Source organism: Mesorhizobium sp. M7D.F.Ca.US.005.01.1.1 (genome assembly GCF_003952545.1).
Lineage (GTDB): Bacteria > Pseudomonadota > Alphaproteobacteria > Rhizobiales > Rhizobiaceae > Mesorhizobium > Mesorhizobium loti.
This window is the reverse complement of record NZ_CP034453.1, coordinates 378,508-401,285: the sequence shown is the minus strand read 5'-3', so window position 1 is coordinate 401,285 and position 22,778 is coordinate 378,508. Positions and strand designations below refer to the sequence as shown.

At 56.4% G+C, this 22,778-nt stretch carries 17 protein-coding genes and 4 pseudogenes; 17 read left to right on the top strand and 4 right to left on the bottom strand.

The features are described 5' to 3' along the window. Positions 1–185 precede the first annotated feature (185 nt). From EJ076_RS01835 to EJ076_RS01810, 6 genes and pseudogenes are all read left to right on the top strand, one after another. Positions 186–1,199, top strand: a complete 1,014-nt coding sequence (locus EJ076_RS01835; RefSeq protein ID WP_024505903.1) for a 1-aminocyclopropane-1-carboxylate deaminase — start codon at positions 186–188, stop codon at positions 1,197–1,199. Between the two features lie 599 nt (positions 1,200–1,798). Continuing rightward, positions 1,799–2,956 carry a TlpA disulfide reductase family protein gene (locus EJ076_RS01830; RefSeq protein WP_063170386.1) on the top strand — a complete coding sequence of 386 codons (1,158 nt, stop codon included), beginning with the start codon at positions 1,799–1,801 and terminating at the stop codon, positions 2,954–2,956. A gap of 324 nt (positions 2,957–3,280) precedes the next feature. Next, positions 3,281–3,717, top strand: a pseudogene (locus EJ076_RS01825) (DUF269 domain-containing protein). Between the two features lie 46 nt (positions 3,718–3,763). Continuing rightward, on the top strand, positions 3,764–3,967 hold the full coding sequence (locus EJ076_RS01820; protein ID WP_063169367.1) for a CCE_0567 family metalloprotein: 204 nt from the start codon (positions 3,764–3,766) through the stop codon (positions 3,965–3,967). Then, complete coding sequence (gene fdxB, locus EJ076_RS01815; RefSeq protein ID WP_174800308.1) at positions 3,964–4,281, top strand: ferredoxin III, nif-specific; 318 nt, start codon at positions 3,964–3,966, stop codon at positions 4,279–4,281. Before EJ076_RS01820 ends, fdxB begins: the two co-directional genes overlap by 4 nt. Then, positions 4,278–4,484, top strand: a complete 207-nt coding sequence (locus EJ076_RS01810) for an exopolysaccharide production repressor protein (protein ID WP_082826584.1) — start codon at positions 4,278–4,280, stop codon at positions 4,482–4,484. Before fdxB ends, EJ076_RS01810 begins: the two co-directional genes overlap by 4 nt. Positions 4,485–5,081: 597 nt before the next feature. Here EJ076_RS01810 and EJ076_RS01805 read toward each other — a convergent pair. Continuing rightward, positions 5,082–6,884 (bottom strand): ABC transporter ATP-binding protein, encoded by a 1,803-nt coding sequence (locus EJ076_RS01805; protein ID WP_063169366.1) that lies wholly within the window; start codon positions 6,882–6,884, stop codon positions 5,082–5,084. On the opposite strand from EJ076_RS01805, the gene EJ076_RS35080 reads away from it, so the two are divergent. Beyond that, entirely contained in the window at positions 6,864–7,166 is a 303-nt protein-coding gene (locus EJ076_RS35080) for a hypothetical protein (RefSeq protein ID WP_127262113.1), read from the top strand. The genes EJ076_RS01805 and EJ076_RS35080 overlap by 21 nt on opposite strands. 354 nt (positions 7,167–7,520) lie before the next feature. Beyond that, entirely contained in the window at positions 7,521–8,267 is a 747-nt protein-coding gene (locus tag EJ076_RS01800) for a LuxR family transcriptional regulator (RefSeq protein WP_063169365.1), read from the top strand. 16 nt (positions 8,268–8,283) lie between these two features. Here EJ076_RS01800 and EJ076_RS01795 read toward each other — a convergent pair. After that, positions 8,284–8,519: pseudogene (locus EJ076_RS01795) on the bottom strand (transposase); the annotation flags it as partial. Positions 8,520–9,238: 719 nt separating this feature from the next. Between EJ076_RS01795 and EJ076_RS01790 the strand changes: the two are divergent. The 7 genes from EJ076_RS01790 (at position 9,239) to EJ076_RS01760 (ending at position 19,838) form a co-directional block, all read left to right on the top strand. Continuing rightward, positions 9,239–9,955, top strand: a complete 717-nt coding sequence (locus EJ076_RS01790) for an SPASM domain-containing protein (RefSeq protein ID WP_224571099.1) — start codon at positions 9,239–9,241, stop codon at positions 9,953–9,955. A gap of 1,064 nt (positions 9,956–11,019) precedes the next feature. Beyond that, on the top strand, positions 11,020–12,276 hold the full coding sequence (ectB, locus tag EJ076_RS01785) for a diaminobutyrate--2-oxoglutarate transaminase (protein ID WP_063169362.1): 1,257 nt from the start codon (positions 11,020–11,022) through the stop codon (positions 12,274–12,276). Then, complete coding sequence (locus EJ076_RS01780; protein WP_063169361.1) at positions 12,269–13,108, top strand: hypothetical protein; 840 nt, start codon at positions 12,269–12,271, stop codon at positions 13,106–13,108. The genes ectB (EJ076_RS01785) and EJ076_RS01780 overlap by 8 nt, the downstream gene beginning before the upstream one ends. Before the next feature lie 166 nt (positions 13,109–13,274). After that, positions 13,275–14,576: a diaminobutyrate--2-oxoglutarate transaminase gene (gene ectB / locus EJ076_RS01775; protein ID WP_063169360.1), complete on the top strand. Its 1,302-nt coding sequence runs from the start codon at positions 13,275–13,277 to the stop codon at positions 14,574–14,576. Between the two features lie 463 nt (positions 14,577–15,039). Continuing rightward, a complete protein-coding gene (locus tag EJ076_RS01770) occupies positions 15,040–16,869 on the top strand; it encodes an IucA/IucC family siderophore biosynthesis protein (RefSeq protein WP_063169359.1) in 1,830 nt (609 codons plus the stop codon). 389 nt (positions 16,870–17,258) lie between these two features. After that, entirely contained in the window at positions 17,259–17,825 is a 567-nt protein-coding gene (locus EJ076_RS01765) for a GNAT family N-acetyltransferase (RefSeq protein WP_158515808.1), read from the top strand. Between the two features lie 282 nt (positions 17,826–18,107). Continuing rightward, positions 18,108–19,838, top strand: coding sequence for a GMC family oxidoreductase N-terminal domain-containing protein (locus EJ076_RS01760; RefSeq protein WP_224571100.1), 1,731 nt, complete (start codon positions 18,108–18,110; stop codon positions 19,836–19,838). Between the two features lie 81 nt (positions 19,839–19,919). On the opposite strand, the pseudogene EJ076_RS35615 reads toward EJ076_RS01760, so the two are convergent. Further along, positions 19,920–20,063, bottom strand: a pseudogene (locus tag EJ076_RS35615) (transposase); the annotation flags it as partial. Between the two features lie 456 nt (positions 20,064–20,519). Here EJ076_RS35615 and EJ076_RS01755 point away from each other — a divergent pair. Beyond that, positions 20,520–21,449, top strand: coding sequence for a 2-oxoglutarate and iron-dependent oxygenase domain-containing protein (locus EJ076_RS01755; RefSeq protein ID WP_063170383.1), 930 nt, complete (start codon positions 20,520–20,522; stop codon positions 21,447–21,449). A gap of 476 nt (positions 21,450–21,925) precedes the next feature. After that, complete coding sequence (locus tag EJ076_RS01750; RefSeq protein WP_158515807.1) at positions 21,926–22,366, top strand: GNAT family N-acetyltransferase; 441 nt, start codon at positions 21,926–21,928, stop codon at positions 22,364–22,366. Positions 22,367–22,508: 142 nt separating this feature from the next. On the opposite strand, the pseudogene EJ076_RS01745 reads toward EJ076_RS01750, so the two are convergent. After that, positions 22,509–22,739, bottom strand: a pseudogene (locus EJ076_RS01745) (IS3 family transposase); the annotation flags it as partial. Between the last annotated feature and the right edge of the window lie 39 nt (positions 22,740–22,778).

Below are 22,778 nucleotides of genomic sequence, written 5' to 3'. Positions count from 1 at the left end.
TGCCCAGCATGTGCTGCTGCTTTGATGCGCGGATGACAGGATCAGTGCTCAGACCCACACCAATTTTGGTCACCCTCTGATGACTGAGCTGATCGTATAGGGAATCTGTGTTCGGCTAACACGCGACCATACCCCTGGGCTGACCGGTGCGTAGCAGGTTCAGGTACTTTTTTGCTGGAGATAGCATGCTGGAAAAATTCGAACGTTATCCGCTCACCTTTGGACCCACGCCGATCGAGAGGCTCGACCGCCTCGGCAAGCATCTGGGCGACAAGGTGGAAATCTACGTCAAACGCGAGGACTGCAACTCCGGTCTCGCGTTCGGCGGAAACAAGCTGCGCAAGCTCGAATACATTGTGCCCGACGCGATCGCGTCAGATGCCGATACGCTCGTCACAATCGGTGGCGTGCAGTCCAACCATACGCGCATGGTCGCTGCGGTCGCCGCCAAGATCGGCATGAAATGCCTCCTGGTCCAGGAGAGCTGGGTCCCACATGATGATGCTGTCTACGACCGGGTCGGCAATATCCTCTTGAGCCGCATCATGGGGGCAGAGGTGCGCCTGGTTGACGAGGGCTTTGACATCGGCATCCGCCGCAGCTGGGAAAAGGCACTTTATGAAGTCAAGGCAAGGGGCGGCAGGCCATATGCGATACCTGCCGGCGCCTCTGTCCACAAATACGGCGGCCTGGGCTATGTGGGGTTCGCTGAGGAGGTGCGTGCCCAGGAAGAGCAGCTTGGGTTTGCCTTCGACTATATCGTCGTCTGTACGGTGACTGGTTCAACCCACGGCGGCATGCTCGTCGGGTTCGCCAAGGATGGTCGACAGCGCAACGTGATCGGTATCGATGCCTCCGCCATGCCCGCCAAGACCAAGGCGCAGGTGCTTGGCATCGCCCAAAATACAGCGAAGCTCGTCCACCTCGGAGCGGAAATTGTCGAGGCAGACGTGGTGTTGTTCATGGACTACGCGTACCCGGGTTATGGCGTTCCATCGGAGGAAACCAAAGAGGCAATCCGTTTGTGCGCGCGGCTCGAGGGCATGATTACGGACCCCGTTTACGAGGGCAAATCGATGCAAGGGATGATCGACCTCGTCCAGAGGGGCTTCTTTCCACAGGGATCGAGGGTCCTCTACGCACATCTAGGCGGCGCACCGGCGATCAACGGGTACGGCTACACCTTTCGCAACGGCTGACGTTCGGCAGTCTGCGATTCCGCGGTCGCGCTCGAACGTGGGTAGGTAGCGTCGTTCGAGCGCTTGGCTGGAGAAGTGGAGGCAGCGACGGGCATCCACTAATTGGTACCATTACGTGCTGTCGGTGCTCAACGCCACGCGCATTGAGCGCATGCCGCCGTTGGCAACCGCGAGGCGAATTTTGACTCCGGGGCAAGAATCCACACGCGGCGGTGGCGGCACGAGGACCAAGCCGGCGAGTTCGCGCTTTCGAACTGGCGCCAAACTGCCACTGCTCGAGGGCCGAGGCCAGTCTAATCACAGGCGAGCCGTCCAAGCTCTCAAGAGTGATAGGGCGAAACCCGACAGCGGCAGAAGACATGTCGGGTTCACGACAATCGGCCGCATTTGGCCTCGTGGAGAATTTCAAAGCATTTCCCGCCGCTTACCGGAGCTGAGGGAATTGGCACCTCCGTTGCAGCTTGATGTGCGGCAACACGGTGAGAGCTTCGCTGAAGCAAGCCAGAGGGAGCGATGCCCTCGAGACCGTGTCCGATTTTGACTGGAAAATATTCCGCGACAAAAGAGACGAAAGGTGTGGAATGACTTTGGACACCAAGATGGAACTGCGTATGGGGTCCCCGGCTCCTGCGATCAAAGTGGAGAACTGGCTGCGTGGCGAGCCCCTCACGAACTTTCGGCCCGGCAAGGTCTACCTCGTTGAGTTTTGGGCGACTTGGTGCGGACCATGTGTCGACGCCATGCCCCATTTGATCGAACTGCAGGAGAAATATGAAGGCAGCGGATTTGAGGCGGTCGGAGTTGCCGCCTGCGAACAGGGTCCTACCGCAGACGAGGCGCGGACCAACGTGGATGCCTGGCTGACCGAGGAGTTCCCGAATCTGAATTATCGTATCGGGTTCGATTACATTGGCGAAATGAACAAGCTCTGGATGGATCCCAGCTCTTCGATTGGGATTCCCACCTCGTTCGTGGTCGACCGCGACGGCCACATCGCTTTTATCGGCCACCCGGCGGAACTCGATGACGTTTTGCCGAAAGTCCTTAACGGCAGCTGGCGCAGCAGCTATGAAGCGAAAGCCGCCGATGCAAAGCGCATCGCGCATAACCAACTTGCAGCGCGCGAAATGTCGCTTACCGGGCCGATATACGCCAAACTTGAGCCGGCGATGCAGGCCGAGGATTGGACGGCGGCGCTCTTGGCCATCGAAGAAGGCCTCGCCTTGATGCCAGACTCTTGTGAGTTCCGGCAGATTCATGCGGATCTTCTGCTTCACAAGCTGCGCGACATCAAGACCGGCATGCCGGTCATGCGAGAATTGGTCGAGGACGCGATCGACAAAACGTCCGACGCGGTGTCGTGGATGGCCTTGGCCCTCAACCAACTCTTCGATCCCACGATGGACAATTCCCATCTTCCGCGCGCGGAGCGCTTTGCGATGGGCAACGAGCTCTCGGAACAGATACTGGCACTCAATCCCCCGAACGGCGATGGCCCGTTTAAATACCTCCGGTACCTCCCGGTAGCTCAGTATTATTACGAGAGCGGCAACAAAGATCGCGCAATCGAGTTGATCGAGGTGGCACTGAAATCGGTGGACCGGCTGGGGCCAATTCCGGACCACACCAAACAGTACTATCTTACCCCATTGCTCGAAGCACTGGCCAACTACACGGGTGAGCCTGCCTGTCACGCGGATCTTTGTGTGGCTCCGCAAAAGAAGGCACCCGAAACTCAAAACGAAGTCACTTCCTGAGCAAGAATCGCGAAGGGACTGACAATTGGAATTGAACACTGGCCAATCCGCCCATCGAAGCTCTCTTCGCAGCAAGTATGTCGATGCAGCAGGGCGGCGGCTTGCGGAAGGTTGGATTTCAATTGCGTTGACCACCGGTCGGATCGCGGCGCAGACGATGTGCGCCGCGAATTCGCGCCGCAGGTCTCGCACTCGTGGACATGTCGAGGTCGGCCACGGGGCACTCTTGGGGTTGGCCCGCCCAAGCCATTCGTCGGCCACGCAAGCGGACCCGGAGTGGGCATCGCAGGAAAAGGAAATCGTACCTCGAAGACGAAGACTGAAATGACGAACAACGAAATTCCTCCGGTTGGCCCTGCTGTCAACAATGACGACGAGGCCCTTGCTTCCCCGTTCGTCAAATGCCTCCTGCGGCTCATTCGTACTCAGGATTCCTTCGGCTTATGGGAAGGCCATTCGGATGCCGAGCTGCTGGCCGAGTTCATCATCACCAAGCAACAGCAACGTGCGGTACCCTTTGGCGGCGATCCCGATCCTGACGCGCTGTGGAGGCTCGACATGTTTACACCGCCGTAGCGCTTGCGATCGAGGAGCGCTCCGGCGTGTCGACGTCGCCAATAATTGGAATGAAGCCCCTGCGGGCTTCCAGCGGTTGGGCGTTCTGTCGAGACGTCCACCGGTTCGGCTTCGAGACTTTCCGCAAACTTGCTGAGGCCGGTACGAAACTGGTCGACGATGCGACTGCAGCCATTGAAGCCTAGCCCGAGATGGAGCGCATCAACAAAACCATTGTTCCAGGAAGGATCTATGTCAGACCTAGATAAGATGAGGAAGAAAGTCCGAAAGCTCCAGTTGCGTGCAGCTATTGCCAAGATGGCATTGCAGGACCTTGTCGAGGGTCTGCCGGGCAAGTGGGCCGACATACAGGAAGTCGCCGAGAAAACCCAAGCCGTTTATGCCGAGTTGGATGTTGCCAAGAGAGAACTCGCTTCAATGAAGAATTTAGGATGATGCGCACATTCACCACCCGTGACGGCTCCATTTGGATGCCGTCGTACCTGACCTCCATCGATAGCAAGACCTGCATCGGCTGCTGCCGTTGTTTCAAGGTCTGCTCGCGCGATGTCATGCATCTTCACGGCGTTGATGATGCGGGTGAAATCCTCGGCCCCTGCGATGACGAGGACGACGATTTCGACGGCAAGCTCAATCGCATGATCATGGTTGTCGATGATGCCGGCCGCTGCATAGGCTGCGGAGCCTGCGGCCGCGTCTGCCCCAAGAACTGCCAGACGCATGTTGCGGCCGACGAGCTCGCAACATGATCTGGCGAAAACCAGGAGAACGGCGTTGCACTTCATCTTTTTGTCGGCTCGTGGGGCTGGTCCTGTGCAGCAATGCGTCGATGGTTTACTTCGCTTTGGATTCGATCCGTGTGGCAGTCGTCACGACGCTGGCCTGTTCGCTGCTGCTTCAGGCCTGCTATTTCGGCTGCGTGCTCTTTTTCGCGGACGTCGATGATCTGTAGAACTGTTCATTCGCTCCGCAGAGGGCCGGCGAATCCAATCTCTTCCTAAGCCCGTTGGCCGTAATCGAAAGACACGGGGCCGGCGAGTTCGTGCTCAGCTGCCACTGTGCTAGCAAGGGAACGGAATCCAATCCCGGAGCAGATGGCCAGAGTTGAGCGAAGACTGCGGTCGGAGCTCCTGCGCTTCCGGGTCTCCAAGGGGACGACTTTGCGAACCGAAGGGACTTTGAACCGTTGACGTGGCCAGCGTGCGGTAGGTTGGGCCAGCGACAGGGATCCCGGCCGGCCGGGAAGCACCGCCCTCTCAATGTGCGTTGACTTCGCTTCCTTTGGCGAAATGTGGGTAACGGCGAGGGCCGCACTCTTCCCGGGCCGTCGACATTCCCGCCCTTTTGGTGCGTGCGCCGTTAGGCGCGACAATTCGGTGCCCGCGTGTAACTGCGCGCATTCGCCGAAGCTTAGACGTGGTGCATTCCCGCTCGCCCGTTTGGCGGACAGTTCCGGCCGTGCTGGTTTTGCCGCCTAACGCCCGCCGCTCGTCACTGCCACACCCCTCTCCGGCAACGGCTCGGCGCATCGCGCAAGCCGGTTTAGCGATCAGGCCAGGCCCTTCGCGAGTTCCAACGCCTGCCGTTCGAAGAGGCGGCGGTAAATGCCACCATCGAGATTGATCAGGGCGGCATGATCGCCGTCCTCCATGATGCGGCCACGGTCGAAGACGAGCAGCCGATCGAGCGAGCGGACCGTCGACAGCCGGTGTGCGATGACGAGTGTGGTTCGGCCCACCATCAACCGATCCACCGCTTGTTGAATGAGCACCTCGGATTCCGAATCGAGGCTCGATGTGGCCTCGTCCAGAATAAGGATCGGCGCGTTCGCGAGGAAGGCGCGCGCGATCGCCACGCGCTGGCGCTCGCCGCCGGAGAGCTTCAAACCCCTTTCGCCGACCAATGTCCCATAGCCCTTCGGCAGGGGCGCGATGAATTCGTGGGCACTTGCCAGTCGTGCCGCTTGCTCGATCTCGGCCTGGCTCGCGCCAGGCCGGCCATAGGCGATGTTCTCGGCAAGCGACCTGTGAAACAGGATCGGCTCCTGCTGCACGATCGCGATCTGCGAACGAAGGGACTCTTGGGTCACCTCCGAGACGTCCTGACCGTCTATCAGGATCCGGCCGCCGCTCAGGTCGTAGAGTCTCTGGATCAGCTTCACGAATGTTGTCTTGCCGGAACCGGAGGGTCCAACCAACCCAACCCTTTCGCCAGCTTCAATCGACAGCGAACATTCGCTATAGAGCGGCAGGGGATGGTTGGCGTAGCGGAAGTGGACGTTCTCGAAATCGATACGGCCGTTCGTGATCCGGATCGGCTTGGCCTCTGGACGATCGGCAACATCCACCTGCTGATTGTGGATGGCCACCAGTTCTTCCATATCATTAACCGAGTGCTGCACGTTGCGGACATGCATGCCGGCATCACGCAGATAGCCCTGCAGGACGATGAAGGACGTGAGAACATATGCTATCTCGCCCGGCGTTGCCTGTCCATGCGACCACAGAAGCAGGGCATATCCGACCACCGCCACCCTGAGCGCAACCAAAGTTACGCCTTGGGTTGAGCCGATGATCGTTCCGCGCACCCAGCTCCGGCGCGCGCGGTGCCGCCATTTCGTCATGATATTTGCAAGCCGCTCGTCTTCGCGAACCTCTGCGCCGAAGCCCTTGACCACAGCGTTGCAACTGACCGCGTCCGCAAGCGCGCCGCTGAGCCTTGTGTCCCATCGGTTGGCAAGGCTCGCCGCTGGCGCGACATAGCCGAGCGACAGCGAAATCGAAAACGCAAGGTAGACGAGAGAGCCGCAAGCAAAGATCACGCCCATGACCGGCCAGTGCCAGCCGAGCAGCACCGTCGAGCCGATCAAGATGACAAACGACGGGAGCAGCGTGACGAGTATCGTGCTGTTGAGGAGGTCGAGCGCCCACATGCCGCGCGTTATCTTGCGCACTGTCGAGCCGGCGAAGCTGTTTGCATGCCAGTCTGTCGAAAAGCGCTGCACATGATGGAACGCTTCGGTCGCGACGTCGGAAATCATTTTCAACACCAGGTCGCTCAGGCCAATGAAGGCGACGTGGCGCATGGCAATGCCACCGAGTGCCAATGCAATCGGTACAGAGAATGCTGCAACAGCTGAATCCGAAGCTGGTGCTGCCGCATTAGCAGCACGAGAAACAGCGTCGATGAGTCGGCCAGAATAGAGCGGCATCAACACGTCAGCCAGCGTGGAGGCGAGCATCGCGGTCATGATGATCGCGAGCCGGGCCGGCTGCCTGTTCCAGAGGCGAACAGTGAAGGCGAAAACGTCGCGACAAGTGGCGCCGCGCCCATGGACGGGGAAACGTCTCATAGTTTCCAAGCGGGCGCATCAACACGCTCGGTCCCAAAGACGATAAAAGACAAAACTGGAATTTCGACCTCCCCCATAACAGCATCAATTTTGGCGGGCAGCTCTTGCCGCCTCACGACGGTGAGTTCAAAAGTCGTGCCAACTGAGCGGGAACATCCGAAGGACAAATTCAGCAGGTTACCGAGCCTGGAGAAAGTCAGCCGCCATCCAGTCGATACGATTGCTACGGCTGCTCAACTCGGGAGATTGGAAAAGAAGGTCGATGTATCGATTGAATTTTGAGCTTGTTCTTGCCTCGATCAAATAAGTACAGTTGCAATGCAGCTTTCTCAGGCCCGGCACTTAGGTGCTGATTTCAAAAGCGCGCCGCGAATACTTTCCTGCCCATATTCCGTCAATCGAATGCTCGACTGTCGGATTGTGCGCTCCCCGACACAGTGCTGTCGGTTCGCCTCCTGGGTACCTCCCCCGTCGATTGACGACCTGAAGGAGAAGCTTCGCTCGCAAGCTGGCACGACTCTTGAGGGTACTCCAGGTGGCGGAAGGAACTCCGGCTCGAGTCCCGTTGACTTCGGATGTTGCGAGGCTGGGTTGGAGCAAACTGTGCACCAATGAGAACGCAATGAAGGAGACATCATGGAACTCCGGCGGATTGCGGTGGAGTTAGACCTATTCCTCAAGATGACTGATGATGTCGCTCAATCCGAACAGTTGTTCGAACTGTTGTCTGCGTTTGCGCTGAATTTCGATTGCCCGTGGATTGCCTATGGGCCGCTCGCATCAGAGAGGGCTTTCAAGCCGAACCGGGAGGGTTCTGTGGTGATGTGGAATTATCCTGCTGAATGGCAGGAGCGCTACTCGAGAATGGGCTATGCCAAAATAGACCCCCTCATCAAGAAAGGTCGAAAGGAGGCGGGACCCTTTCGATGGAGCGAGGTGTATACTGATGAAAACATAACTGAAGATGGACGCCGCGTCTTGGACGAAGCAGCAACATTCGGCTTGAGGTCAGGCGTTACCGTCCCATTACATGGCCCTGGTGGCAGCTTTAGGTTTGTGAGTTTTGCTCAATCCTCGGACTGCGAATTGCAGAATAGAGCGATCACCTACCTGCAAATGGCCGCGCTGCGGTTTCATCGGATGGTTACGAAGTTCGACACTACGACTGCGTCGGAACGAGCTCATAACCTGTCTCCGAGAGAAATAGAGTGCATTGATTTGGTGTCACAAGGAAAATCATCTTGGGAAATAGGAACTATTTTAGGCAGATCACGAAATACGATAGATTTCCATTTAAAAAATGTAATGCGGAAGTTGGATGCGACCAGCAGAACGGTAGCTGTTGTAAAAGCTTTGAACCTTGGGATTATCCAACCGCCGTAGGTGCGCAGCTAGTTCTCCGCCCGTAGTAGCGCGCGTGATAGCCGAGACGCTCCGGCGTGCGCTCGCTCTTCGAAGCACCCAGCGCCTCGTCCATCTCGGCCTCGAGCACCTCCTGCATCACGGCGCGAATCACCTCGTGCAATCCATCCGGCTTCGAAAGCAAAATGTCGTTGACGCTGCTACGGCGGATTTATCTTCAGGCTTGGTCCTGGTGGCGATGCTGAGTTCGCTTCGCTGAGATTGGGCGGTCATGACAGGGTGGTGTTCAATGTCACCGATTCCTGGAAGAAATTACCATCCGTATTAAGCGACTGACGATGAGTGATGTGTGTCCAAAATCTGACAGCTGTCAGAAAACATTTCGGGTTCAATACAGCGGAGCGTCTTAGCCCTGTCGGGCTTTTCGAAGCCTATCTCGCAGTAACTGCGCGCCAGGCGCACTAGCTCGGCCTTTGCTGGTCGATGTGCGGCAATATAGTGTGAGGGCTGACCCGCATGAGAACACGGAACTCGCTCGATGAAGGATGATCGACGGCATCCAGAAAGCTTCTCTCCGGCGGGTTCGAGGGTGCTGCGCGCGCATCTCGGCGACGGGCCAGCGACCAACGGTTGAGGCTACATCTCCGGAGCGAGTGATGCCTCGAAAGATGCAATGCTGTCTCTGGTCCGACGCGCTGGAAGTTTGTGAAGGGTCGGCCCGGCAAATCGGTGAACCGGGCGGCTTAGGCTGCCAAAAAGGGTAGATGTCTGCGTTGCCTCGGTAGATCAGCAGGCGGTATCAGAAAGCCAAAGGCACACGCACACCATCGTGGCGCTTCGCAGGAAGTAGATGGGAGTAATCACCAGTGATTTTACCGGAACTTCGCTCAGCAAACACAGCCGGCAGGGTTTTGGAGATAACGACGACCACGGGATGCGTCGTAGGATGTTCATATTGTCCCCAGGACAAGTTCGCGGTCCGGCAAAGAAAAGTGTCTCATGCGAGTCATCTGGATCTTGAAGATTTCAAGCGGTGTCTGGCCCGCGTACCGACTTCCGTCGACATTGGTTTTGCGGGATACTCCGAACCTTGGCTCAATCCGGACTGTACCGAAATGGTGGAGCACGCCTTCGCCAAAGGCCATGGCATCAGGATTTTTACGACGCTGGTGGGAATGAACGGGCAGGACCTGCAGCGATTGCAAGCCTTGCGCTTGGGCGTATTCGTGGTCCATGTTTTCGATGACGGCACCTACATGAACAGCCGCCTGGTCGGAGACAAGTATCGCGATCTGGTTCGTCAACTCGTCGACGCGGACATCCCCTTGATCCGATTCGTGGCCTTGGGCGAGCCCCACCCAGATATAGCCGACATTATTCCTACCGAAGCCCTGATAAAAGCGCGGCCGGTGAGCAGTAGGGGTGGAAGCGTCGACCCTAAGATCGTTGCACCACGTCAGCCAGTGGTCGGAGCCCTAACCTGCGTGGACGCACGACAGTATCGGAATGTTCTTCTTCCAAACGGCGACGTTACCCTGTGCTCTATGGATTTTGAACGGCGTCACGTATTGGGCAACCTTCTATATGAGGGTTACTCCGCTCTGTTTGAAAAGCCAGTTTTTCGCGAAATCGTCGACCGCATGAATGGAGCAGATGGTTTTCTGCTTTGCAGGATGTGTGAATTCGCCGACCCAAACGACCGGACCTGAGTGCATGCCGGCCGAGAGGGCGTGCCTGGCAGTGCGGATGGCCCCACGACAGATGCACCTGCCCGCGACGCCATCGTGTTTTCACGTTACGCCAGTATGTTCCTGTAGGCGCGGCAGTGGGCCTCGAGCATTTCGGAGACGAGCTCATCGAAAGGTCTTCGCCTTCCAACCGAGCTTGTCGGCCTGCCTAGCTTGAGGTAACGCCGATCACAGGTCAACCATCGGTCGGATGGAAACAGTGTTAGTCGATCCCGATCAGAGCTTGATTGCTTACTCACGGCTCACCTCGTCAACGCCTTCACCCTCCCGGACGATCTCCTTTTCGACTCGCCTGAAGGCAGCAGCCCAGCTGCGGCCGGGGATGGTTGCCGTCGCGGTAGTGGACGTTCTCGAAACCGATGCGGCCCTTCGCCAGCGCGTCTCCCGGTTGCTTCCGCCTGGCCTACGAACGGGCTTTCCGTCAAGGGGGTCCACGGCGGCCCCGCCCTCTTGATCCGGCGGCTCGGGCCAGTCATCGCGCAAGAGATCGGAATCCGCATTCTTCTCAAAGAGAGCGTGGCTTTCGCTGTGTCATCGGTCATCAAATAGTTTCTTGAATCAGGTTGGTGTCCGCAGCCCGAGGTTGAACGGCGAATATTGATGACCGCCGCGAAGCCGCTCGCTCGCTACGGCGCTATTGAGGAGCGCGCTCGCGAGCGGCTTCGCTACCGCCGAGCGACACAACCTCTGGCGACGCGACCCTGCTGATCTCCTTGGACTCATTCATTTGTCCGGAGCGCTATGGGCAGCGAAGGGTGGGTACGTCAACTACCTGATGCCATAGTAGCGATGCTTTCGCGGAAGCTTTAGAAGCCATCCTGTTGCAGCACATTCGAAAGCATCCGAATGGAGGGCAACGCAACCCAACAATATTTGATGAGGATGCCGGCATCACCAGACCAAACCCAGACCAAACAAAGCTGCCTCCGGCATTCTGCTTCAACGTTAAGCGACGAACATCTGCCGCAAACCACTAGCCATTAAACAGCTCTCTTCTTTGAAAGACTATGTGCAGAGGACTTGATATGGACACCGACGCTTTCACGGCTCATGAATCTAACGTTCGTCGTTATTGCCGGGCGTTCCCCACCGTCTTTACGAAGGCCCTTGGGGCGACGATCTGGGACGAGACGGGTAAGCCCTTTATCGATTTCCTGGTGGGTTCCGGCGCACTCAACTACGGGCACAACAATCCGGATATTATGGCGCCAGCGATTGAATATCTCGTCGGTGAGAACATTCTTCTGTCGCTTGATATGCATACGGCGGCAAAGCGTGACTTCATTGAAGGGTTCGTCGATTGGATCCTGAAACCCAGAGGCCTTTCGTACAAGATTCAGTTTCCCGGGCCGACCGGCACGAACGCCAACGAAGCGGCGCTGGCGCTGGCGCGAAAATACACCGGCCGCTCGAGCGTCATGGCCTTTACGAATGCGTTCCACGGCATGTCGCTCGGCTCTCTAGCGGTGTCGGGCTCGGCCTCAACCAGGGAACTGGGAGGCGTCGCTCGCCACGATGTGATCCGTGTTCCCTATGACGGCTATCCGAGCCAAGCTTTCGATTCCGCCAGTTACATCGACAGCGTTTTGAGCGACCCGGGGAGCGGCATAGAAAAGCCTGCCGCAATCATTCTGGAGACCATCCAGGCCGAAGGCGGCATGAACGCCGCATCCGCAGCTTGGCTCACGGAAATTCAGCGCATTTGCCGTACGCACGGCATTGTTTTTATCGTCGACGATATTCAGGCGGGTGCGGGCCGAACTGGCGATTTCTTCTCATTCGAGTCCGCGAAAATCGAACCGGATATTGTGTGTCTTTCCAAGTCCCTAAGCGGTTCAGGTAGTCCGTTGTCCATCGTTCTGATTCGACCCGACTTGGACATATGGAAGCCCGGAGAACATAGCGGGACCTTCAGAGGCAACAATTTCGCCTTCGTGACGGCAGGAGCCATGTGCAAGATGTGGTCGGATAGGAAATTTACTGCAGGTGTCGAGCGGACAGCCGTCAGGCTGCAAACGCACCTCGATCGCCTGGTTGCGAAATTTCCAAGATACATCGAACAGAAGCGCGGCCGCGGTCTGATGGCCGGCCTGAAATGCCGTTCACCGGCAGTTGTCGGCCGCGTGCACGATGTCGCATTCGAAAATGGCCTTCTTATCGAATCCTCGGGGCCAAATCGCGACGTTATCAAAGTCCTCCCACCGATAACCATCACCGATGCCGAACTCGATCGTGGCATCACCATCCTTGAACACGCACTACAGGAGCAAGACAATGCCTAGTCAGATATCTCAAGTGCCAGCCATCTCGCCGGTTTCGATCAAAGAACGGACCGGGTCGATCAACACGGCGGAGATCATCTCGGTCCTGAAAGGTGAGCTCACCGCTCTGCACATCAAGCAAGCTTTCAGCACCGAAGTAGCCGAGGAGATCACTACGAACTTTATTGGAAGCTCTGGTCTCAGAGAGCGTAAAGATGGTGTGCCCGGACAATATGTCGGCGCATCTCACTACAGGAAGGATGCAGCCACCTATTTCGCAGACGCCGAAAACGCGCGGCCGTACGTCGATGCCCTTTTTAAGAATTTGGTTGACCCGGTTCGAGCAGTATTCAGGGCGTTGAAGCGAGAGCTTCACAACCAGGGAATCGAATTGCGGCTAGCCCGTTCCGAACACGGCCAGGCCAATGTTTGTCGCGGCCTCAGTTGGTCGGGCACAGGCACATTTTCCTTGGATCCCCACGACGACGTCGCTCAAGTCTTACGTGCTGGCGATGATTACGAGCTTTCTGCGGTGGCGCACAATACGGTCGCAGCGCTCAACCTCTATCCCAGCATGCCTGAGGAAGGCGGCAATCTGAAGCTCTGGAGCCACAAGCCGACGGTTGCGGACCGGATATCGCAAGGTGTGGAGACCACTGGATATCCCTATTCGGCAGCCTATCTGGAAGCCGTCCCTTGCCGCGAGTTCGAGCTCAAAACCGGGGATATCGCCCTAATCGATGGCGGCTTCGTTCACGGGGTTACCGGTCAATTAGGCGACGGAAAGCGTCGCCTAGTGCTGAATTGCTTTTTCGGATTTGCGCGGCCTGATCTTGTTCTCTGGTGGACGTGACGTTGGACCTCGCAGCGATCGACTGGCTTGGGCCGTGAGTTGGCGTGGCCAGGCGTGTGACTGCTCATGCTGCCGTCATACAAGCCGAACCTCGAACCGATTGAAATGGCCTTCGCCAGACAGTTTGGGCTGATGCCTTTGCAGGCTACAATTCAGGACTCGCCCTATGAAGAAGCAGTTTACTCCTACAAACGATGTAAGCCTCGCGATCTTTGATCGTCTTGAGTCTGAGGTGCGGAGCTACGTCCGTGCGTTCCCAGTTCTGTTCGATCGAGGCGTCGGCACTGCCCTCATAGCTACAGACGGTCGGGAATACATCGACTTCTTGGGAGGCGCGGGAGCCTTGAATTACGGGCACAACAACCCAGCCTTCACGCGGGCGTTGTTGGACTACATTGCGCGCGACGGAATTGTGCACGGGCTCGACCTTGCTACGACCGCCAAGAAGGCCTTCATCGAAGCTTTTGAGCAGTTTATTTTGAAGCCCCGCGGTCTGTCTTATAAATTGCAATTTACTGGCCCCACAGGTACGAACGCGGTCGAGGCGGCTCTGAAGCTAGCTCGCCAAGTGACCGGCAGGTCAAACATCGTTTCGTTTACGAACTCGTTTCACGGAGTCAGCGCTGGGGCGTTGGCGGCAACCGGAAACACGAAGTTCCGAGATGCTGTCGGCTTTCCCCTCGCGCACGTGACATCGTTGCCGTACGAGGGCTATCTCGGCGCTTCAGACACGATCGAGTATTTCGAGAAGCTTCTCGATGATCCTAGCAGTGGTCTCGGCAAACCCGCTGCGGTGATCCTAGAAGCAGTGCAGGGCGAAGGCGGTGTCAATGCTGCTACCGTTGAATGGCTGCAACGGCTGCGTGATCTGACCTCTCGGCACGAGATCCTGATGATCCTCGATGATATTCAGGCTGGTGTCGGTCGCACAGGGAAATTCTTCAGTTTCGAGGCGGCTGAGATCGTGCCGGACATCGTTACCCTGTCAAAGTCGTTGTCTGCAATTGGAACGCCTATGGCCCTTGTCCTCATGAAGCCTGAACTTGATGTCTGGACGCCGGGTGCGCACACCGGCACGTTCAGGGGCAACAACTATGCTTTCGTCACTGCTCGTGCGGCCCTTGAGACTTACTGGTCCGACTCCAAGTTTGAAGATGAGATTGCTCGCAAATCAGCCATCTTGGCTCAAGAACTCAAGTCGATCGCAGACGACTTCCCCAGCCTTGCTCTGAATGTCCGAGGCCGCGGCTTGATGTATGGACTCGTATCACCAAAGCACCACTCATTGCCGGGGCTCATTTCCCGGGAAGCTTTTCGTCGCGGCTTGGTGATCGAGATCGCTGGCTCGTATGGTGAGGTGCTCAAGTTCATGACAGCCCTTACCATAACCGAGGCTGAACTGCGCCGTGGTCTGTCGATCGTACGCGACAGCATTGGCGCGGTGCAGGACAGCATTTCAGCGGAGTAGGCATTCACTCAGTCCCCCCTACCCAGTCTGGGCTTATCAAGCAAAGGAAATTCCGCTTTAGACGTATGCGATTGTATGGAGACGGACAGCAAAAATGGACACTCGGAGAGCTCAAACAATGGACACCGACCGCTTGACGTGATCGAACGACAGTACGGCATGTGCAAATCAATACACACTTCTTGCTCGTTGCAAGATGAAGGACGACGTCCAGGGCCGGTGAAACCGGTATTCTAATATATTATATAAGTAAGATGGTAATATTGCTGGTTTATCACGAGCGAAGACGAACGGTACACAACACATTAGAAATTAACTTGTATAAGAGGTCCGGTATTTCTTATCCTTTCTGATGAAAAATAGAACGGATTTTGTGCGACGTCGAAGTTTGGCGAGACGAGTGTAAGGCGCGTTCGCGAACCTTACACCGTTACGTTCTGAAGGAGTTGAGATCGTGAGTGATATGACAGCCCGAGACGATGAGATAAGCCTAGCCGAACGCGTAACGCAGCATTTGAAACCGCATTTATGGGCAAAGGCCAACCGGCTCCTTATCCGTAAAGCAATCAGCGAATTTGCACACGAGTTGCTAATTGCTCCTCGACTCCAGCGAATGGAAGGCGACTGGGGGAAGTATGTGCTGGAAAGCGAGACCCCTGGGTTGGAGTATTGGTTCCAGGCTCGGCGCCTCCTGCTAGATCACTGGCAAGTGGACGCCGGCTCTCTGGAGAAAAGGATTGAGGGCAGGCCGGCCCCCCTGGATGCGCTTGATTTTGTTATTGAGTTCAGCCGCCATCTTGGCATAAAGGAAGAGATGATGCCGGTTTACCTGCAGGAGATCAGCAGCACGCTGTATGGCAGCGCGTACAAGCAGGCCAAAACAGAGATATCCGCCGCAGAACTGGCTTTTGCCGATTACCAGATCGTTGAGGCTGGCATGACGGAGGGCCACCCGACCTTTATCGCGAATAACGGTCGCATTGGCTTTGACGCGCTCGACTATAGTCGCTATGCGCCGGAGGTGGGCAGTTCGATAAGACTCATATGGCTGGCCGTCCATAAAGAAATGGCAACGTTTAAGTCCATTTCAACGCTCGACTACGACCTTCTCATGCACGAGGAACTCGGTCGACAGGCGCTGGAACAGTTCGACGCAGCGTTGCGTCAAAAGGGACTAAACTCGACCGATTACATCTATATGCCAGCGCATCCTTGGCAATGGTTCAATCGGCTCTCAACTATCTTCGCGGCGGATATCGCCAACCGGCACATTGTCTGCCTAGGCCAGGGGAAGGACATATATCATGCCCAGCAATCGATCCGCACACTTTTCAATATAAGCGATCCGCATAAACGGTACGTGAAAACGGCGCTGTCGATACTTAACATGGGGTTTATGCGCGGCTTGTCACCGACACACATGCTGGCGACGCCCGCCATCAACGAATGGTTGAAGAATTTGCTCGACAGTGACTCCTATTTAGCCGCCAACGGCTTCAGCATCCTTCGCGAGGTCGCGACGATTGGCTATCGCAATCGTTGTTTCAACACCGCCCTCAAGAAGGACTCCCCTTACAAGCAGATGCTTTCTGCGCTGTGGAGGGAAAGCCCCCTTCGGCAGTTGAAAGAAGGGGAACGTCTGATGACAATGGCGTCGCTGCTTCATGTCGATTACAATGGTGAAGCACTCGTGACAGCCCTCATCAATGCCTCGGGGTTAGACGCCGCCGCTTGGCTACGCCGCTATTTTGAATCTTATCTGGCGCCGCTTCTCCACTGCTTTTATGCTTACGATCTAGCGTTTATGGCACATGGAGAAAATATAATTCTAGTTATGAAAGATCACGCTCCGACGCGAGTTATCATGAAAGACATTGGCGAGGAGCTTCGTATTCTAGGCGGAGATCTCAACGTGCCGGAGGAGATTAAGAGGATCTGCATTCAAGTAAATCGCGACATGAAGCACGACTTCATTTTCACCGACGTTTTCGACTGCTTCTTTCGTTACTTGGCTGTAACACTCGAAGAACATCTTGATTTTCCGTCGACACACTTCTGGCAGCTCGTAAGCGAGTCCATCCTTGGCTACCAGACGAAACATCCGGAATATGACGAAAAATACAGGCAGCATGACCTATTCGCTCCAGAATTTCTGCGACGATGTATGAATCGACTGCAGATACAAAAAAACCAGCAAATGGTGGACTTCGGTGATCCGGGAGAATACCTGCACACCGTCGGCACGCTGAAGAACCCACTGGCGGGCATTCGCAAAGTGACCAGTGCAGGTTAAGCTTGAAGGAGGCGCGTATTTTAAATGAACAATGTAGTTAGCCGGTTTTGGGCCAATACCATACCCCCCCTTGGGGTAAGCAACCCCTTGCGTAAACGCCGCCGCAGCATGTTGCGCGTATCAGGCGCCCGCTCACCAGCGCGTCGCCTGCTTCCATTCTGAAAGGAGGCGCCTAATTTTTTTATCGCCTTCGGGCCGGCTTTCCAGGTGCCGTCAACACTGACACGGTTAGGCGCCCAAAGCTTGATTTGTGTAGACCTCGCTACCTTAAGCATAAACCTCGTCGAACGCCTTCAATCAAGCACTGCGGCCTTGACGCTCATGCTAGGAGATCATGGCCGCGTTGGAGGTAAGTGCGGCTCTAACTTATGGCTAGAAGGGAGCTTCTCATGTACATTCTAGAAACGCCGCGCCTAATCCTAAGGCCACCGTCGCATAGCGACGAGCTTCTTCTACATGAGCTTCATAGCGATCCATTTGTGGTAAATGCCATGTGGGATGGAGTCTATCCGACCCGAGAGCAATCGAAAGCTAAACTACAACAGTTCATCCATCATTGGCAGAGCAATGGTTTCGGCTTATGGATGGTGTTCGTAAAAGGCGAAGGCCAAGTCGGAAAATTCGCAGGCTACTGTGGATTGATGTACAGTGGCCCGTATCTGCCCGAAGATCCCACTAATGTGGAAACCGTATCGTGCCTCCACCTTGCGTCTTCCGGTAAGGGGATCGCCGCAGAGGCCGGCAGGGCAGCGATCCAGTTTGCTTTCGAGAACCTAACGCTCGAGAAGGTCACTTCATTCATTCGCCCAACGAACACGCGTTCGCTTCGGAAAGCACCGAAAGTAGGCCTTCGCTATGTAAGAGACCGGGTCTACAATAACGTAGTTATGCGATATTTTGAAGTGACAGTCTTGACTGCTGTAAAAATCGAAAAAGTCGTCGTTATCTCTTGTTAGTATCATTGTTTCTCGGAAGACGGTGATGCAAGAAACCGTAGGCGAGCGCTGCTCTCGCCCTACGAACTTGCAATCATTCACACCGACGCACCGGCGTGTCCGGAGATGCATGTGCCCTGGAATTGAGAGCTTGTCGGTTCAGAGATAGTTCAGATGGGTCGCTCGGTCTCGCTTCGGGCATGCCCTCGACCGATTTGGCGATCAAATCGCTCCGTTACAGACGGCATGATGTGGAGCTGCCGCGCCGTAAGTGACCATATCTCAGGCGGTAGGAGGAGCGCTTTGCTGAAGAAGCCCATCACACTTGGTACCTTGATGGGGAGTTGCGTGGTTTTCGATTATATCGTCGTGGGTGGTGGCTCCTCTGGATGCGTGATGGCGAGCAGGCTCTCCGCCTATGGCGCTCGCGTGCTGCTCATTGAAGCTGGCCCTGATACGCCGCCGAATGCCATTCCTGACGACATCCAGGATGGCGACCCAACGCGTGCTTACCTTAATCCCGGTTATCGATGGCAGTCACTCCACGCGACAACGGTGCGAGGTGGCCGCAAGCCTGTCCATTACGAACAGGCGCGCGTCATGGGTGGCGGCTCCAGCATCAATGCCCAAGTCGCCAACCGCGGCGGGCCCGGAGATTACGATGAGTGGGCCTCAAGCGGTGCAACGGGCTGGGGTTGGGAAGACGTGCTGCCCTACTTCCGTCGTCTAGAATGCGATTTGGATTTCGGCGGGGAATTTCATGGCACGAACGGCCCCTTGCCAATCAAACGTGTGCGCCAATCAGACTGGTCGGGCTTCATCCGGGCAATCTCCGATGCTTACGATGCTTTGGGGCTTCATTTCAGGCCAGACTTCAATGGTGCATTCGGTGATGGCTATTCAGTTGTCCCATTGACCAACCGCAATGGTCATCGGGTCTCCTCCGCGATGGCGTACTTACCCGAAACCGTCCGCTCTCGCCGCAATCTAACGATTTTATCCGAAACGACAGTTGCGCGGCTGACCTTTTTGGGAACAACGGTAACGGGGGTCGAGACGGAGAACAAATCGGGCGTGCAATCGTATAGCGCTTCTTGCGTTATCCTGTGCGCAGGAGCACTCCATTCACCCGCCATATTGATGCGCTCCGGGATCGGCCCCGCGAAGGAATTAGTACAATTCGGAATCCCTATCGTTGCAGATTTGAAAGGTGTGGGCCAGAATCTTCAGGAACACCCCACGATTTGCGTTTCGGCCTATTTGAAGCCGGCCGATCGCTTGTCACCCGGCGTGAGCGAATATATTCAGATGCACGCCCGCTACTCGTCGGGTTACGAAGGCTGCCCGTCGACCGATATGGCAATATCGACTGTTGCCAAATCATCCTGGCACCCGCTGGGGAGGCGCCTCGGCACTCTCGCCGTGTGGGTCAATCGCAGCTACTCGACGGGAACTGTGGCGCTCAAGGGTAGTTCGCATAAAATAGAGCCGGAGGTCGATTTCAACTGGTTGAGCGACAAGCGGGACGCCGAGCGCCTCAAGCAGGGCTTTCGCTTCATAGTCCGCCTGCTGCAGCAAGATTCGCTGTCCTCTGTGGCGCTGGACCCGTTTCCGTCAGCGTTGAATGCGCGAGCGAAGCTGGTGAGCAAGGTCACAAGCACAAACTATGCACTCACGTCATTTCTGGCGCTGCTCATGGACGCGTCGCCGCGGCTGCGCCGTGGGCTGATTAGGCGCGTCATAACGGATGGGGATAGCATTTCCGATCTCGTCAACGACGAGAAACATCTGGATCGGTATATTCGCCAGAACGTCATCCCAAGTTGGCATCCGACGTCGACCTGCAGGATGGGGGCAGCCGCGGATCCTGGCGCTGTGACCGATCCGTCGGGACGCGTTCATGGTATTTTGGGTTTGAGGATCGCCGACGCTTCCGTCATGCCATTTTGCCCTCGGGCGAACACAAACATTCCGACGATTATGGTGGCTGAGAAATTGGCCGACACAACCTTGAGAGACGGCAGACGGAGCTAAATCGCTGCCTGCTTTGCTGCTCGGCTAGTCGTCTCGTCGAGACGGCGGATAACGTCGACAAGCGCTTCCTCAGCTCATGTGCTCCTTGGTGCCGCCAGGCAGAACGCCGAACCCGATGTAGATGGCTTTTTTGCGAACGAAGTCTTCGTCCCTGAGCTTGACCGCTCGACCCGGATAGCGTCGAAAAAGACTATGGGATAGGAAAATTTCGAGCGGTCGGTTTCTGCCATTCGGCCATCGTCCGGGACGGCGTGTGTGATGGACGAGCTCAGGTAGCTGGCGATACCTCGCGTCATAGAGCTCTTCGAGATGGCCGATCCTGCCATGAAACCCGGAGGTCGGCGCTGGTCTGGATTGAGCCTGGAAGTCATAAAGCAATTCAGAATTGTAAATCGCTCTTAGTATCTTGGCCGTGATAATGTTAAACTAACCGCGACGGATGTAACAATATATACAACTATATTAACATACAAATCGTTGTTATCTTCACCAGGAAGCGCTAGAGATCAATTGCTAAGACGGAATCACCGCCCAGCCATCGGCTTAGCCTTAGAATGGGACATCATGTCGACTTTCGTTATTATTGGAAGAGACGGCGCGTTGCCCACATCCAAGGAACTGTCGACTTTGAGAGCCGCGGCAAACACTAATCAACTTAAGCGCCCAAAAAGGGGATTGACTATGACCACGCTGCCGAAAATTTCACTTTCGAAATTGAGAGACGATGCAACGCGACGTGACGAGCGCCAGCGCCTGCAAATGGCATGCCAGGAATACGGGTTCTTCTACCTTGTCGAGCACGGCATCCCCGGGGAACAGATCGCGCAAGCCATTGAGGCTTCCCGGCGATTCTTCGCATTGCCACAGTCGGTTAAGGAACGCTACGGGCACGCCTTTCAGGACGTGTACCCCACTGCCGCCCGTGGATACAGTCCTTTACACGGCGAAATGCTACATCCTGAGGCCGGCTTCGATCCAAAGGAGGTATTCGACCTCGGAATTGAGAACGAAGGCGACCGGCGTCCGTTCTCCGGCCGCACGCGCCTTCCGGATGAAGCCTTGGCTCCTGGCTTCGCAAGAAACCTGCTTGCTTTGCAGGCTACCGTGCTCGCCGGGATTGTCCCCCAGATCGGGGATGCGCTGGCGGACCTGATAGGTATGGAAGAGGCATGGTTCCAACGCCATTTCAGCACGCCGACGCTTGGGCAACGCGTGATACGGTATCCAGCTCGCGGCGGCACTTGCGCAAAGCACACGGATCATGGCTTCTTCACGCTGCTGCTGCAAGAGGAACTCCCCCTGCGTTCCTTGCAGGTGTGGTTCCGCGGTCGATGGATGCCGGTGCCGAGCCTGCCCGATAGTCTCGTAGTCAATCTGGGCGACCTCCTTCAGGTCTTGAGCGACGGCCGCTTCAAGAGTACGCCCCACCAGGTCGTGCATAGTGGTCCGACTGATCGAATTTCGCTGCCCTTCTTTATTTATCCCGAGATCGACGCTCGCCTGACTTCGCGACAAGGGCAGCAAGTTAGTGTTGTAGAAATGATGCTGCGCAACGTTGAGTCAATATGGGTGACTGGGAATGGCGCCGGACGCGCGCGCGAACTGCAATGATTGTCTGCTTTTCTAAAGCATGCGCAATTATGGCGCCGACGCGGTGCAGATCTCCGTGGTAAGCTGGAAGAACTCTCGCATCCGCTAGATTGTCCCGCCGTCGCGCGTGTAGCGCGGCGGTCGGAAGCCCGCTTCGGGATGAATGCACCTATGGTGTCAGATTGTTTGCATCGTGTGGTCGCAGGGAAAGATCGCACTAGATCTGCACCGCTGTCGCAAACGTGCTGCGGGAAAACCTGAGGGAACTTGATCCCATGATAACGCTCGCCCAACTCGCGCTTGACGTATCGCGAACCGAGCTCCCGGGAACCAGTTCCAGCGCGACCACGACGCCGTCACAGGCGGAAAGATCTTATAACACCCGGCGGTCGCGTGCTGCACGTCTTGCGGGCCGGTGGCAGTTATCGCAAGCCGTCAACCTTTCAGGCCGAACACCTCGCGCCCTGGAGCCCATTCTCAGCCGGAGCCCGCCCCTCATGGAGATTCGTCTCGCAGGCACTGCCGACCGCGATGCATGGCGGTCCCTTTGGTACGCATATTGCGCCGACCAAGGTCTCAATTCATCAGAACAGGCGACAGATAGGATCTGGCGGCGCATCGAGCGCCCAGACGAACCGATTAACGCGCTGATCGCGGTCTCAGCAACTGGCGTTACCATAGGTTTTGCTACCTTTGTCATTCACCCGTATACTCTTAGCGATCGTCCGGTCTGTTTTCTCGCAGATCTCTATGTCGACGAGTCTTCGCGGCGCCAGGGGATTGGCCAAGCCATGCTCACGAATCTGGCCTCCTACGGTCGCGACCAAGGCTGGCTGAGAATCTATTGGAATACGGACAGATCAAATTATCATGCGCGGGCGCTCTATGACAAGATCGGTAAATTGAGTCCATACCTTACCTACTACTATGACCTGTAGACTTGCTCTGAGGTCGTAACGAAAGCGCATTGACCTGCCCCAGTCTTTTAAACAGTGGCGAGTAGACTAGAGGTGCAGCCATTTATGTTGCGCACATGGGCTTGCAGCGGAATGTATTTTCGGCGCGATGATCCATTGATCAGGCAAGGACCGTGTTCGAGGTAAACTCCGTGCGGTGGTCTGCGACGATCATGCCGGGCTTGCCGCGCTGGGCGATCAGGTCGTCAGTTCGCGAGCAACGCGGCGACCAGAGATCTGTGTCCGGAATCGCGTAAGGCATTCGCGCGTCACGTCGTCGACGAGTTGATCGGCCGCAGGAGAACTGGTCGTACAGCGACCAGCGTGCGTTCGGCTTCGCCTCGACACGGATCGGCCCCGCATGCCGACCGCCGCTCGCCGTCCGCACTTCAAC